At 68.1% G+C, this 13,848-nt stretch carries 10 protein-coding genes and 2 tRNA genes; 6 read left to right on the top strand and 6 right to left on the bottom strand.

Translation table 11 applies throughout. The features are described from left to right. Nucleotides 1-10: 10 nt before the first annotated feature. Both ACWAUG_RS01140 and ACWAUG_RS01135 read left to right on the top strand, forming a co-directional pair. The gene (locus ACWAUG_RS01140; RefSeq protein WP_298036795.1) at nt 11-1,096 is read left to right on the top strand and encodes a YlbL family protein; all 1,086 of its coding nucleotides are present in this window, start codon (nt 11-13) and stop codon (nt 1,094-1,096) included. Nucleotides 1,097-1,152: 56 nt separating this feature from the next. Next, a complete protein-coding gene (locus ACWAUG_RS01135) occupies nt 1,153-4,086 on the top strand; it encodes a UPF0182 family membrane protein (RefSeq protein ID WP_298036792.1) in 2,934 nt (977 codons plus the stop codon). A 158-nt stretch (nt 4,087-4,244) separates the two neighbouring features. On the opposite strand, the gene ACWAUG_RS01130 is transcribed toward ACWAUG_RS01135, so the two are convergent. From ACWAUG_RS01130 to ACWAUG_RS01115, 4 genes are all read right to left on the bottom strand, one after another. Further along, nucleotides 4,245-4,321, bottom strand: a tRNA-Met gene (locus ACWAUG_RS01130). Between the two features lie 48 nt (nt 4,322-4,369). After that, nucleotides 4,370-5,245 (bottom strand): class II glutamine amidotransferase, encoded by an 876-nt coding sequence (locus ACWAUG_RS01125; RefSeq protein WP_460800622.1) that lies wholly within the window; start codon nt 5,243-5,245, stop codon nt 4,370-4,372. Between the two features lie 4 nt (nt 5,246-5,249). Beyond that, a complete protein-coding gene (locus ACWAUG_RS01120) occupies nt 5,250-6,086 on the bottom strand; it encodes a MarC family protein (protein WP_460800620.1) in 837 nt (278 codons plus the stop codon). 143 nt (nt 6,087-6,229) lie between these two features. Further along, nucleotides 6,230-6,306, bottom strand: a tRNA-Met gene (locus ACWAUG_RS01115). A gap of 85 nt (nt 6,307-6,391) precedes the next feature. Here ACWAUG_RS01115 and ACWAUG_RS01110 point away from each other — a divergent pair. Continuing rightward, nucleotides 6,392-7,186, top strand: a complete 795-nt coding sequence (locus tag ACWAUG_RS01110; protein ID WP_460800619.1) for a carbon-nitrogen hydrolase family protein — start codon at nt 6,392-6,394, stop codon at nt 7,184-7,186. A gap of 7 nt (nt 7,187-7,193) precedes the next feature. On the opposite strand, the gene ACWAUG_RS01105 is transcribed toward ACWAUG_RS01110, so the two are convergent. Beyond that, complete coding sequence (locus ACWAUG_RS01105; protein WP_460800618.1) at nt 7,194-8,396, bottom strand: aminotransferase class I/II-fold pyridoxal phosphate-dependent enzyme; 1,203 nt, start codon at nt 8,394-8,396, stop codon at nt 7,194-7,196. A gap of 97 nt (nt 8,397-8,493) precedes the next feature. Between ACWAUG_RS01105 and ACWAUG_RS01100 the strand changes: the two genes are divergently transcribed. The 3 genes from ACWAUG_RS01100 (at nt 8,494) to ACWAUG_RS01090 (ending at nt 12,780) form a co-directional block, all read left to right on the top strand. After that, a complete protein-coding gene (locus tag ACWAUG_RS01100) occupies nt 8,494-10,026 on the top strand; it encodes a S1C family serine protease (protein ID WP_460800616.1) in 1,533 nt (510 codons plus the stop codon). Nucleotides 10,027-10,093: 67 nt separating this feature from the next. Next, a complete protein-coding gene (locus ACWAUG_RS01095) occupies nt 10,094-11,347 on the top strand; it encodes a CDP-glycerol glycerophosphotransferase family protein (protein WP_460800614.1) in 1,254 nt (417 codons plus the stop codon). Further along, complete coding sequence (locus ACWAUG_RS01090; RefSeq protein ID WP_460800612.1) at nt 11,344-12,780, top strand: CDP-glycerol glycerophosphotransferase family protein; 1,437 nt, start codon at nt 11,344-11,346, stop codon at nt 12,778-12,780. Before ACWAUG_RS01095 ends, ACWAUG_RS01090 begins: the two co-directional genes overlap by 4 nt. A gap of 27 nt (nt 12,781-12,807) precedes the next feature. Here ACWAUG_RS01090 and ACWAUG_RS01085 read toward each other — a convergent pair whose 3' ends face one another. Beyond that, nucleotides 12,808-13,833, bottom strand: coding sequence for a glycosyltransferase family 2 protein (locus ACWAUG_RS01085; RefSeq protein ID WP_298037019.1), 1,026 nt, complete (start codon nt 13,831-13,833; stop codon nt 12,808-12,810). Nucleotides 13,834-13,848 lie beyond the last annotated feature (15 nt).

Genomic DNA, 13,848 nt, shown 5'->3' with positions numbered 1-13,848 from the left:
GACCCCCAACGTGTCACACACCCGCACTTCCCGCGTCGGGATCGGAGTCTGGGCGCTCATCGTCGCGCTCATCGCGCTCCTCGTGCTCAGCTTCCTGCCCACCCCGTACGTGATCCAGCGGCCCGGTCCGGTCTACGACACTCTGGGCACGGCTGCGGGAGCGGACGGCGAGCAGATCCCGCTGATCGCGATCGACGGGGCTGAGACCTATGAGACGACCGGGTCGCTGAACCTGACGACCGTGCAGGTGGTGGGAAACCGCGAGCGTACGCCGTCCTGGTTCGAGCTCGCGCTGGCCTGGATGGATTCCTCCCGCGCCGTCGTCCCGGTGGAATCGGTGTTCCCCGAGGGGGTCACGACGGAGGAGCGCGATGAGTACAACGCCGTGCTGATGGTCGATTCGCAGCAGGAGGCGACGGCCGCCGCACTGCACGAGCTGGGTTTCGACACCGGGGCGAGCGTCGAGGTGGTCGCGGCCGTCGACGACTCCCCGGCGGACGGGCTGCTGGAGGAGGGCGATCGGATCACGGCGATCGACGGCGCACCCGTCACGAGCGCCGGTGCGCTGCGCGCGACGATCCAGGATGCCGCAGGCGAACCCGTCGCGCTGTCGGTGCTGCGTGCGGGGGAGGAGCTGTCGGTGACGCTGACGCCCGAGCTGAGCACCTCCAACGGCACCGAGACCTGGCTGATCGGCATCACGCTGACGACCGAGTACGACTTCCCGATCGATGTCAGCATCCAGCTCGACAACGTCGGCGGGCCCAGCGCGGGGATGATGTTCGCCCTCGGCATCATCGATGAGCTGACGCCGAGGGAGCTCACCGGCGGCAATGACATCGCCGGCACCGGAACGATCGACGCGGACGGCGTCGTCGGCCCGATCGGAGGCATCCGGCAGAAGCTCTACGGGGCGCGCGATGCCGGTGCCGATTTCTTCCTGGCGCCCTCGGACAACTGCGGTGAGGTCGTCGGGCACATCCCCAGCGGCCTGCAGGTGATCAGCACCGCGACCCTCGAGGAATCGCTCGCGGCCCTCGAGGTGATCGCCCAGGGCGGTGACGTCGACGCCCTTCCCGCCTGCGCGGCTTCGTGACCTCACCGTCATGCGAACCGCGGCCCCTGCACGATGACCCCGATTAGGATGGACGAGTGACCACGACCTCAGCGCCGAATTCGGCCACGCCCAACGCCTCTCGAAGAATTCTGACGATCTCGCTGGCGATCATCGCCGCGATCATCGTCGCGTTCTTCGTGTTCGCCTCGCTCTACACCGATTACCTGTGGTTCGACCAGCTCGAGTTCACCCAGGTCCTCACCACGCAGTGGGTCGCCACCGCAGTGATGTTCGTCATCGGCTTCCTGGGCATGGCGGTTCCGCTGTTCGTCGTGATCCAGCTCGCCTACCGCCTGCGCCCGGTCTATGTGCGCCTGAGCTCGCAGCTCGACCGTTACCAGGAGGTCATCGAGCCGCTGCGCCGCCTCGCGATGTGGGGCATGCCCATCTTCTTCGGCCTGTTCGCCGGATTCGCGGCCGCGGGCAACTGGGAGACCGCGCTGCTGTGGATGAACGGCGGCAGCACCGGCACGACCGACCCCGAGTTCGGCATGGACATCGGGTTCTACCTGTTCGCGATGCCGTTCTACTCGATCCTCCTGGCCTTCGTCTCGGCGGTTCTGCTGCTGTGCCTGATCGTGACCGCCCTCGTGTCGTACCTGTACGGCTCGGTGCGCATCGGCCAGGGAGAGCTGCGCATCTCGAAGCCGGCGCGCATCCAGATCGCTGTCCTCGCGGGGCTGTACCTGCTGGTTCAGGCTGCGAGCCTGTGGCTCGACCGGTTCAAGAAGCTCGTCGCCGAAGAGGACCGCATCACGGGCGCGGCCTACACGAGCGCGAATGCGACGATCCCGGGTCTCGCGATCCTCGCGATCCTCGCGATTCTCGTCGCGATCCTGTTCTTCGTCACGGCCGTCATCGGCCGTTGGCGCTTCCCGCTGGTGGCCACCGGACTCCTCCTGGTCGCCTCCCTCGTGGTCGGCGTCGGATACCCGTGGGTCGTCGACACCTTCCAGGTGCGCCCGAACCAGAACAGCGTGCAGGCGCCGTACTACGAGCGCAACATCGAGGGCACCAAGGATGCTTATGGCATCTCCGACCTCGAGGTCACGCCCTTCAAGGCAGAGACCGATGCGGCTGCGGGCCAGCTGCGCGATGACGCCGAGACCACGGCATCCATTCGCATCCTCGACCCGAACATCGTCAGCCCGACGGTCCAGCAGCTCGAGCAGTTCCGCAGCTACTACCAGTTCCAGAACAAGCTCGACGTCGACCGCTACGACATCGACGGCGAGACGCAGGACACGGTGGTCGCCGTCCGCGAGCTCGATGTGAACCGTCTCGGTGACAGCAACAACTGGAACAACCGCACCGCGGTCTACACGCACGGCTATGGCCTCGTGGTCGCCGCGGGCAACCAGCGCACGAGTGAGGGCGAGCCCGTCTTCCTCGAGCGCGGCATCCCGACTTCGGGATTCCTCACCGATACTGAGAAGTTCGAGCCCCGCGTCTACTTCGGCGAGGACTCGCCGCTGTACTCGATCGTCGGAGCCCCCGAGGGCTCGACGGACGTCGAGATCGACTACCCGCGCGGTCAGGACGGCGCGAGCGAGACGAAGACGACGTTCTCGGGCGACGGCGGACCGGCGATCGGCAACACCTTCAACAAGATGCTGTACGCGCTGAAGTTCCAGGAGGCGGAGATCCTGTTCTCCGACCTGGTCAACAGCGAATCGCAGATCCTCTACGACCGCGACCCGAAGCAGCGCGTGCAGAAGGCCGCGCCCTACCTCGAGCTCGACAGCGACCCGTACCCGAGCGTCGTGGACGGCCGGATCGTCTGGATCATCGACGGTTACACGACGAGCTCCAGCTACCCGTACTCGACGAGCGTGAGCCTGTCGGACGCGATCGCCGACTCGAACGTCAGCGCGCCGAGCTTCGCGATCGACGACATCAACTACATCCGCAACTCGGTGAAGGCCACGGTCGACGCCTACGACGGATCGGTGACGCTGTACGCCTGGGACGACGAGGACCCGATCCTCGAGGCCTGGCAGAAGGTGTACCCCTCGACGGTCGAGCCGATCAGCGAAATGTCGGCGGAGCTCATGAGCCACGTGCGCTACCCGACCGATCTGTTCAAGGTGCAGCGCGAGATCCTCGAGGTCTATCACGTCGACACGCCCAGCTCCTTCGCGCAGCAGGACAACCGCTGGCAGACGCCGAACGACCCGCGCAACGAGACCCAGCTGCAGCCGCCGTACTATCTGTCGATGCAGATGCCCGGACAGGAATCGCCGCGCTTCTCGATGTTCTCGACGTTCATCCCGGCCACGGCGCAGGGCACGACGAGCCGCAACGTGCTGATGGGCTACTTGGCGGTCGATTCCGATGCCGGATCCACGGCGGGTGAGAAGGCGGAGGGCTACGGTCAGCTGCGTCTTCTCGAGATCGACGCCGATACGACGGTGCCCGGCCCCGGTCAGGTGCAGAACACGTTCGACTCCGATACGACCATCGCCGACAAGCTCAACGTTCTGACGCTCGGCAAGTCCGAGGTGCTCTACGGAAACCTGCTGACGCTGCCGGTCGGTGGCGGTCTGCTCTACGTGCAGCCGGTTTACATCCAGTCCTCCGAGGGCACGCAGCTTCCGCTGCTGCAGAAGGTGCTCGTCATGTTCGGCGACAGCGTCGCATTCGAGAACACCCTGACCGAGGCGCTGGATGCGATCTTCGGCGGCGATTCGGGAGCCTCGGGCGGCGATGAAGAGGTCGAGCCGGTCGATCCGGGCGATGGCGAGGTAACGCCACCGGCTGAGGGAGAAGACCCGGAAGAGGGGACGACCGACCCCGGCACCAGCACCGGAACAAGCGACGCGGCTCGCGCTGCTGCGCTGGCCGAGGCGCAGGCCGCTCTCACCGAGCGCCAGGCGGCGCTCACCTCGGGCGACCTGGCGGCGTTCGCGGATGCGGATGCCAAGCTCACCGCGGCGATCGAGAAGCTGATCGCCCTGGAGGCCGACTGATAGCCGCACAGTGATGTGACAAGAGCCCGGTCGAGAAAATTCGACCGGGCTCTTGCGTGTTCGATGGATGCTGTCGCAACTCGCTTCACCGATGCAACAGGCGACCGCGGAAATGCCGAAAGCCCGGATCATTCTTTCGAATGATCCGGGCCTTCTCTTGGTTGCGGGGGCAGGATTTGAACCTACGACCTCCGGGTTATGAGCCCGGCGAGCTACCGAACTGCTCCACCCCGCGTCACAAGAGACCACATTACCCGCATGAGTGTCGGAAGTCGAATCGAGCTCAGAGGGGAACGGCGGTGAACTCGGGCTCGCGGCCCGGGCGGAAGACTCCGATGGTGCCTGCCGGTACCTCGTGCCAGGTGCGGGCGCTCCAATGCAGCTCGAGTGGCTCGGAGACGACGAGCTGCGCATCGACCGGGAGGTGCTCCGCGTCGCCGGTCTTCACATGGAGCGTGGTCGGGCCGTGCGAGTGGAACAGGGAGGGTGCGGCGCTCGAATCGGCTTCCGGGCTGACCCAGCGCAGGACGATGAGACGCGTGCCGTCGGACGCGCACATTGTCGCGCGGAACGGCTCGGCGACGCCGCGTTCCTGGCGGGCCCGTTCGATGCGCTGCACCATACGGATGAGTGCTCCCACAGGATCGTCGGCGAGCCCGTAGGTGAGGGCGAGGAAGAAGCACACCTCGGTGTCGCCGTTCCCGAGGATCGAGGGATACAGTTCCGGCGCGACGTCGAAGGTGAGATCCCTCTTGAGCCGCTCGAATCCGTTGATCTCGCCGTTGTGCTGGAACATCCACCCGTCGTGCTGGAAAGGATGGCAGTTCTGCTCCGCGATCGTTCCGCCGGGTGCGGCGCGCACATGCGCGAGGAAGCATCCGGATTCGATCTGCGCGGCGAGATGGCGGAGGTTCTGGCTGTCCCAAGCGGGGGTGGTCTGCCGGTACTGCCCGATCGTGCCGCCGCGTCCCTGCCAGGCGATGCCGAAGCCATCGCCGTTCGTCGGGAATGCATGCCTGCGGAACTGCGAGGCCATGGGGGTGCCGGGCAGCAGGAGGTCGCGGGCGAGGAGGCTCTGATCGATCAGCGAATGGTTGGGCTTGACGATCACATCCTCGAGGGGGATGGGGGAGCCGAGGTAGGCGAGCCAGCGGCACATGATGTCAGCCCGCCAGTCCGGGGAGCAGCTTCACGAGACCGGCGGCCATGATCTCGACGGCGAGGACGATGACGATGAGGCCGACCAGGCGGAGGAGCACGTTCATCCCGAACGCGCCCAGCATCGCCCGGATCGGGGCCGCGAGGAGGAAGGCGACGAAGGAGATGCCGATGATGATCGAGTAGGCGCCGAGAACCGGCATCGCTCCGTTGCTGTGCTGGGCGATGAGGACCGTCGACATGAATCCCGGGCCGAGCACCATGGGGATCGCGAACGGGAACATGAGCGAGAGGTAGGCGGCCTTCTTGTTCTTGCGCTCGGTCTCGGCATCGGGGGCCCCGGTATTCGGCGACGGCTCGTCCGTCGCCGCGTGGGAGATCGCAGCCGAGACGGCGTCGTGGCCGCTGGTCGCGGCATGCTCTCGCAAGGAGGCCGCGGCTTCGGGGGACGATGCGTGAACGGCGGATGCCGCCCCGTGCGGGGTGTGCCCGCGACGGACGAGGTCATGCACCACACGTGCGAGCGATCGGCCGCTCTTCTTCGTGTCATCGACCTTCGTGTTCATCATCGACAGGCCGGAGATCAGGATGACCAGCCCGCCGCCGACACGGAGTCCCGCGATCGAGATGCCGAAGAACGAGAGCACCGCGTGGCCGGCGAGCAGGACGACGGTGGCGCCGACCCAGATCGTGGCGCTCGTGATGATCGCCGCGGTCAACTTCTCGCGCCATGACGTCAACGGAGCAGAGTAGCCGAGGAAGAACGGCAATCCGGAGAACGGGTTCGCGATCGCGAACAGTGCTCCCAGGATCGCTGTGAATCCGACTATGGACGAATCCATGCCCTGCACCCCTTGGTTCAGTCTTGTGCCAGCGAATGTAGCAATGAACTGAGGTGCTGTGTTGCGGAGAGGGAAAACCGTTCACCGGTGGGCGGTAATGCCGAAGGCCCGGATCATTCTTTCGAATGATCCGGGCCTTCTCTTGGTTGCGGGGGCGGGATTTGAACCCACGACCTCCGGGTTATGAGCCCGGCGAGCTACCGAACTGCTCCACCCCGCGTCACAAGTAATAGCCTACATCAGGTATCGCGTGCGGGCTCATTCGGATGGGTACCCCGGGCGCGTCGATGCGGGATGATGGGAGCATGTCCGAGCTTCTCGCCGCCGTCTGCCAGTTCTCTCCGTCCGCTTCGCCCGAGGGGAACCGGGCGCGGGTGGTGGAACTCATCGGCGATGCTGCGGCGCGCGGGGCTCACCTCGTGGTGCTGCCGGAGTACTCGAACTATTTCGTCGACCAGCTGGACGCGTCCTTCGCGGAGAACGCCGAGACGCTCGACGGGCCCTTCGTGCGCACGCTGCAGTCGGCGGCATCCGCCCATGGCGTCACGGTCATCGCCGGGTTCGTCGAAGAGGCGGGCGACCGGGTGCACAACACGCTCGTCGCCGTCGATGCGACCGGACTCCTCGCGACCTATCGCAAGCAGCATCTGTACGACGCGTTCGGAAGCCGCGAGTCCGACTGGGTGGCGCCCGGGGATCTGAGCGATGCGCAGACCATCGAGGTCGCGGGCCTGCGCATCGGGATGATGACCTGCTACGACCTGCGCTTCCCCGAGGTGGCCCGCACGCTCGTGGACGTCGGCGCCGATGCGATCGTGGTCCCGGCCGAGTGGGTGCGCGGCCCGCTCAAGGAGCACCACTGGACGACGCTGCTCGCTGCGCGCGCCATCGAGAACACGGTCTACGTCGTCGCCGCGGATCACCCGACGCCGATCGGCGTCGGGCACTCGCAGATCATCGACCCGTCGGGGGTGGTGATCGGCGGTGTCGGCACGGGCGAAGGGATCGCCGTGGCACCGCTGACGAAGGATGCCGTCGATGCGGTGCGCGAGAAGAACCCGGCTCTGCGCCTGCGCCGCTACCGGGTCGTCCCGCGCTGAGCGGGCTTCACCAGCGGGTGGCCGCGAGGCGGGAGGCCGCCTCTTCCAGAACGCTCGTCCGCTTGCAGGCGGCGAACCTCACGAGCCCGTTGTAATCCTTCCGATGCTCGGAGCTGACGAAGGCGCTCATCGGGATCGCGACGACTCCTGCGCGTGCGGGCATCGCCCGGCAGAATGCGGCGGTATCGGCCCCGCCGAGGGCCGTCGCGTCGGCGACCGTGAAGTATCCGCCCTGCGGTGCGTTCACCGTGAAGCCCGCTGCGCGCAGTCCCGCGCCGAGGATCTCGTGCTTGCGCGCGAGGGTCCCGGTGGCATCCGTGAAGAACGAATCCGGGAGCCGCAGGCCTGCAGCGATCGCCGGTTGGAACGCCGAGCCGTTCACATAGGTGAGGTACTGCTTGACGGTGAGCACGGCGGTGATGAGCTCTGCCGGCCCGTGGATCCAACCGATCTTCCACCCGGTCGTCGAGAACGTCTTGCCCGCCGAGGAGATGGTGAGCGTCCGCTCGGCGGCACCCGGCAGGGTCGCGAGAGGGATGTGCGGGCCGGTGAAGGTGAGGTGCTCGTACACCTCGTCGGTCACGATCACCGCATCATGCTTGTGAGCGAGGCGCACGACCTCGGCCTGCACGTCACTGTCGAAGACGACGCCCGTGGGGTTGTGCGGATCGTTGACGAGGATGATCCGCGTGCGATCCGTGACGGTCTCCGCGAGCCGTTCGAGATCGGGCTGGAAGTCGGGGCGGCGCAGCGGAACCGTGCGCAGGCGGGCGCCGGCCAGAGCCGCAGCCGCGGCGTAGGAGTCGTAATAGGGCTCGAAGACGACGACTTCATCGTCGGGGGAGTCGATCAGCGCCAACAGCGTCGCCGTCAGGGCCTCGGTCGCCCCCGCCGTGACGATGATCTCGGATGCCGGGTCCACCGCAAGCCCGTAGAAGCGCTGCTGGTGCTCGCTGATGGCGGCCAGGAGATCGGGGATGCCGCGTCCGGGCGGGTACTGGTTGGCGCCGTTCGCGATCGCTGCGCGTGCGGCCTCGAGAATCTCGGCGGGGCCGTCCTCATCGGGGAAGCCCTGGCCGAGATTGATGGCATCATGTTCGACCGCCGCAGCCGACATCTCTGCGAAGATGGTGGGCGCGACAGCGCCGTCGGGCCCGAGCAGACCTGCTCCGGCCGCGGTGCGGCGCCACGCGCCGGGAATTGCACTCATGCAACCCAGGCTAAGGCCATAAGCGACACTCACCGCGACCATAACGAACACACAGGAACGGGCGTCAGTCTGTAAGAGCGTTGGTGAAGGAGCAGAGATGAACGAAGAGAACACCCCCGTCGAGAACACCCCGGCCGCCGAGCCGGTCGTGCCCGAGACGCCGTCCGCGCCCGAGGCGCCCACCGCCTTCGAAGCGCCCGCCGAGCGTACGGTGCCGCCGGTTCCGGAGACTCCCGCCGCGGTCGCCGCAGCAGGTCACGACGTGCCGCGCGCATTCGCCTCGCACGCACCGGCGGCGCAGCATCCTGCCGCACATCAGCCCGCTGGCGGAATCCCGACTCCGGTTCACGCCGAGCGCCCGCAGATCACGCAGCCGACGACTCCGTTGCCGCAGGGATACGCGGCACCGCTGCCGTCATCGGGCGCCGCGTCGCACGCCCCCAAGAAGGCGTCCGGAGCCGGCAAGGTCGCGGCCCTCATCGTCGCGGCCGCCCTCGTCGGCGGTGGTGCCGGTCTCGGCTCCAGCTACCTCGGGAACACGCTGTGGGGCAACCAGGGCTCGTCCTCCACGTCGGGCCCCGAGAGCATCACGGTCAACAACCCGGGATCCGTCAACGAGACGACGGCGATCGCGACATCCGTGCTGCCCTCCGTCGTCACGATCGACGCCGCGGGCTCCAGCGCCTCCGGAAGCGGATCCGGTGTGATCCTCAGCGAAGACGGCTACGTGCTCACCAACACGCACGTCGTCACGCTCGGCGGCGCCGAGGCGAACCCGCGCATCCAGGTCACGGCATCCGATGGAAGCATCTACAGCGCATCGATCGTCGGAACCGACCCGATCTACGACCTCGCCGTCCTCAAGATCGACGGCGTCGACGATCTGACTCCGATCGAGTTCGCAGACTCCTCGAAGCTGAACGTCGGCTCGACCGCCGTCGCCGTCGGCGCACCTCTCGGACTTTCGAACTCGGTCACCACCGGCATCGTCAGTGCGCTGAACCGCAGCATCCAGATCGCCTCTTCGGCGCTTCCCGAGTCGGCGGCTCCGGATGCTCCCGAGGGCGAGCAGGAGCAGAGCAGCCCCTTCCAGTTCGATCTGCCGGGAGCACAGGGGCAGGCGGCGAGCCAGTCGATCTCGATCGCCGTCATCCAGACGGATGCCGCGATCAACCCCGGAAACTCCGGCGGCGCGCTCGTCGACAGCGAGGGCAAGCTCATCGGCATCAACGTCGCCATCGCAACGGCCGGAAGCTCCGAGGAATCGGGCTCGATCGGCCTCGGCTTCGCGATCCCCTCGAACGTCGCCCAGCGCATCGCGGTGGAGATCATCGAGACGGGATCCGCCAGCCACGGCCTGCTCGGCGCCTCGGTGCGCGACGCCGCCTACGTCGAGGGCGCGGACGTCGCGGGCGCCTACATCGCCGAGGCCCCCCGCGGTGCGGCCGCGGAAGCGGGCCTTCGCGAGGGCGACATCATCACGAAGTTCAACGGGATGCCGATCAGCGGAGCCACAGACCTCACGGCCCAGGTGCGCGCCGTCGCCGCCGGCAGCGAGGTGACCGTGACCTACCAGCGCGACGGCGAGTCCGCAGAGGTCGACGTCGTGCTCGGCGAGCTCGATCTCTGATCATCTCTGCGCGGGGCTGACCGCTCATATCCCAGAGAAGGACGCCACCGCGCGATAGGCTCGCACGGTGGCGTCCTTCTCATTCGGCTCGGGAAACGCGGCCAAGCTGTTGCGGATCCCCGTCTATGCCATCGGTCGCCTCGGAACACTCCTGACACCGCGCGGAACGCGCTGGGTGTTCGGATGCGGTGCCGGAATCGGCGACGGAGCGCTCGCCCTGTGGCGCATCGCCACCGCCGAGGGGCACGACGCCGTCTGGCTCGTCGCCTCCGAGCGCGAGCAAACGGACGCCCATGCCCTCGGCATCCCGACGCTCGCCAAGTCCTCCCTCCGCGGCTGGTGGGCCACCGCGCGTGCCGGGGTGCTCGTCGTCACGCACGGCCTGGGGGATGTGAACCGTTACGCGGTCGCCGGCGGATTCGTCGTGCAGCTCTGGCACGGCATCCCTCTCAAGCGGATCGGGCTCGATTCGCCGGCCACGACCCAGGTCCCGGCCGTTCCCGGGGCCCGTTATCTGCGCAGGCTCATCGGCCTGCTGTATCGCGCGGCCGCACAGCGCATTCAGGTGCTGCCCGCGGCATCCGATCGCTCCCGTGGCCGTCTCGAATCCGCTTTCGCCCTCGGCGATGCCCGGGTCGTCGTGACGGGGGAGCCGCGCGTGGACGTGCTCTCGTCGGGCTCCTCCAATGACCGCCGGGAAGCGGCATCCCGGCTTCTCGACGAAACCGCGGGACCGCGACCCGCGGGCTCCCGAGCCCTGCTCTACGCACCGACCTGGCGTGACGGCGCCGAAGACCCGGCCGTTCCCACCGCCGCGGAATGGGTGCGCATCATCGGGCTCCTCGAATCGCAGAACGCGGTCCTCTACGTGCGCTCGCATCCGCTCGGCGCCGGCGGATACCAGCCCCCGCTGCCGAGCGCACGGGTGCGGATGCTCGGATCCGAGGTCCTCGCCGACGTGACCCCCGCTCTGCCGGGAATCGATGCGCTGATCACCGACTACTCATCCCTCGCGTACGACGTGGGCCTGCTCGACATGCCGGTGCTCTACCTCGCCCCCGACGCCGAGGAGTATGCGCTCACGCGAGGGTTCTACGGGCGTTACACGGATGTCGCCGGTGATGACGCCGCGCGCACCTGGGGAGAGACGATCGATCAGCTCACGGCGGTGCTGTCGGATGAGCGCGTATTCGCCGAGAGATCGCGCCGGTCCACTACGCTCAGCGCACAGGTGCATGCGTTCCGGGACGGCAAGAATTCCCGCCGGGTGTACCGGGCGATCCGTGCGCGGGGAATCCCCGCGCCGAAAGGAGCACGATGACCATTGCCCAGCTCGATGAGCAGAGCGAGACGCTGATCATCGCCGGTGACGGTCCGAAACCGGCTGACGCCGTGCTCGAGGGTGCGCGGGCCCGCGTCGTGGCGAAGATCACCGGGGGCGGCAAGACCTGGAAGGCGCGCTTCCCGCTGACGCTCGCGCGCTGGGGCGGGGAGGAGCTCCCGCTTCCCGCGGGCGCCTATGAGCTCGTGATCACGGGAACGGACCTGACCGGGATCGATGTCCCGACCACCCTGCTGCCGAGGCTGCGCGTGGACGTGTGCGGCGCCGTCGTCGAGATCGCCCCGCCGATCGCCCCGGCCGATGAGACGCCCGCCGGGCAAGCGGCCCTCGAGGAGCAGTACGTCACCGAGAGCGGCGACTTCGAGAACGCGGTCTTCTTCGAGAGCTTCTACGGGCAGAGCGCCGGATGCAACCCGCGCGCGATCGACCGCGAGCTCGCCGGACGCGCCCCGGACGTGACCCGCTACTGGAGCGTCACCGATCTCTCGGTGCCGGTCCCTCCCGGCGCGATCGCCGTCGTCGAGGGCACTCCCGAGTGGTGGCGGGCGCGCGCAGCGGCGCGGCTGCTCATCGTGAACGACTGGCTCCGGAGGCGCTTCGCCCGCAAGCCCGGGCAGAAGGTTCTGCAGACCTGGCACGGCACACCCCTCAAGCGCCTCGCCCTGCACCGCCCGGGATTCGCGCCGCGGCGCATGGCGGCCGTCGTGAAGGAGTCGCGCCGCTGGGATGTGCTGCTGGCGCAGAACACCTACTCCGAGCGCATCCTGAAGAAGGCCTACGCGTTCTTCGGCAAGCCGGTCTGGACCGATGGCTACCCGCGCAACGACATGCTCGTCACCGACGATGGGGCCGCGACCCGGGAACAGCTGGGCATTTCGCCGGACGAGCGGGTGCTGCTGTACGCGCCGACCTGGCGCGACGACCGTTCCGAGATGGTGGACTTCATCGACCCGCAGCTTCTCGCCGAGCAGACCGACTCGGTCGTGCTCGTGCGCGGGCACTCGCGCACGCTGCGTCCGGGGCGCGACCAATCGGGCGCGCGGGTCATCGATGTCACCGGGCACCCGGAGACCGCGCAGCTTTTGCTCGCAGCCGATGCGCTCATCACCGATTACTCCTCGGTCATGTTCGATTTCAGCGTCACGGGCAAGCCGATCTTCTTCCTCGTGCCGGATCTGGAGCATTACCGGGGCGAGCTGCGCGGGTTCTACTTCGATCTCGCCGCACGGGCGCCGGGCCCGCTCGTCTCGACGCAGGAAGAATTGGCGGAACGCATCAACGACGCGACCGTGCCGGGCCACTTCGGGCCGCGCTATGCGGCCTGGCGGAAGCAGTTCAACGAGCTCGACGACGGGCGCGCCTCGGAGCGGGTCGTCTCGCGTCTGCTCGACCTCGGATATCTCGAGGCCTGACCCCCACGCCGATCGTCGGCGCTCGGCTCAGGGGAGCGGGGTGTTCTGCGAACCCAGGCGCGAGGCGTCGACGGTGTCGCGCGCGCCGCGCAGCACGCCGGTGAGGAATCCGGAGCCCCAGGAGAGGTGCATGGTCGGCAGGACGGCGAGGGTCCACAGGCGTTCGCGCGGTGTGCGCCCGCCACCGGGTCGCAGGGCCATGGCGAGCACCAGCAGAACATACAGCGCGAGCGGCAGATACACGATGCTCGCGATGAGCGCCGCGGTGGTCGGCAGTGCACCGCTCAGCTGCAGCACGGCGACGATCACGGCGACCGCGACGTTGAGCACGAGTGCGGGCGGGGCGAAGAATCGGATGCCGTTGCTGCGCCCGTAGCGGCGGACGAGCTCGCCGCGCCACGCACCGGTGGCGCGGAACTGTCGGGCCAGCCGCCACCAGCTCTCGCGGGGCCAGTAGGTCACGGACAGCTGCGGGTCGAGCCAGACCGTGTGGCCGGCCTGACGGATGCGCAGGTTGAGCTCCCAGTCCTCGCCGCGCCGGATCGATTCGTCGAAGAGTCCGACCTCGTCGAGGACGTCGCGGCGCATGACGCCCAGGTAGGCGGACTCGGCCTCGCCCTCGCGGTCGGTGCCGTGGTAGGCGCCGCCGCCGAGGCCGACGGGGGAGTTGTAGGCGCGGGCGACCGCGGACTGGAAGGGGCTGCGGCCATCGGCGCGCATGAGGCCGCCGACGTTCGCGGCTCCGGTGCGCTCGAGCGTTTCGATCGCGCGGCGGGCGTACCCGGGGGAGAGCTCGGAGTGCGCGTCGACGCGCACGATGACGGGGCTGCTGCTCGCGCGGATCGCCGCGTTCAGGCCGACGGGGATGTGGGCTGCGGGGTTGTCGACGAGGCGGATGCGGTCATCGGCTGCGGCGAGGCGCTCGGCGAGCTCGGTCGTGCCGTCGGTGGAGGGGCCGAGCGCGAGGATGAGCTCGGAGGGGCCGTCGATCTCCTGCGAGAGGACGGAGGCGACGGCGTGCTCGAGGTAGTCGATCTCGTTGAGCACGGGCATGACGAACGAGACGCC

This window comes from Microbacterium sp. GXF6406 (genome assembly GCF_054798215.1).
Note: the sequence above shows the minus strand (reverse complement) of the source record. Positions and strands in the feature narration are given on the sequence as shown.

Coding starts and splice junctions, on each gene's coding strand:
- ACWAUG_RS01125 (WP_460800622.1), bottom strand. CDS start 5,245: ATGTGCCGCTGGCTCGCCTACCTCGGCTCCCCCATCCCCCTCGAGGAT.
- ACWAUG_RS01120 (WP_460800620.1), bottom strand. CDS start 6,086: ATGGATTCGTCCATAGTCGGATTCACAGCGATCCTGGGAGCACTGTTC.
- ACWAUG_RS01110 (WP_460800619.1), top strand. CDS start 6,392: ATGTCCGAGCTTCTCGCCGCCGTCTGCCAGTTCTCTCCGTCCGCTTCG.
- ACWAUG_RS01105 (WP_460800618.1), bottom strand. CDS start 8,396: ATGAGTGCAATTCCCGGCGCGTGGCGCCGCACCGCGGCCGGAGCAGGT.
- ACWAUG_RS01100 (WP_460800616.1), top strand. CDS start 8,494: ATGAACGAAGAGAACACCCCCGTCGAGAACACCCCGGCCGCCGAGCCG.
- ACWAUG_RS01090 (WP_460800612.1), top strand. CDS start 11,344: ATGACCATTGCCCAGCTCGATGAGCAGAGCGAGACGCTGATCATCGCC.
- ACWAUG_RS01085 (WP_298037019.1), bottom strand. CDS start 13,833: ATGCCCGTGCTCAACGAGATCGACTACCTCGAGCACGCCGTCGCCTCC.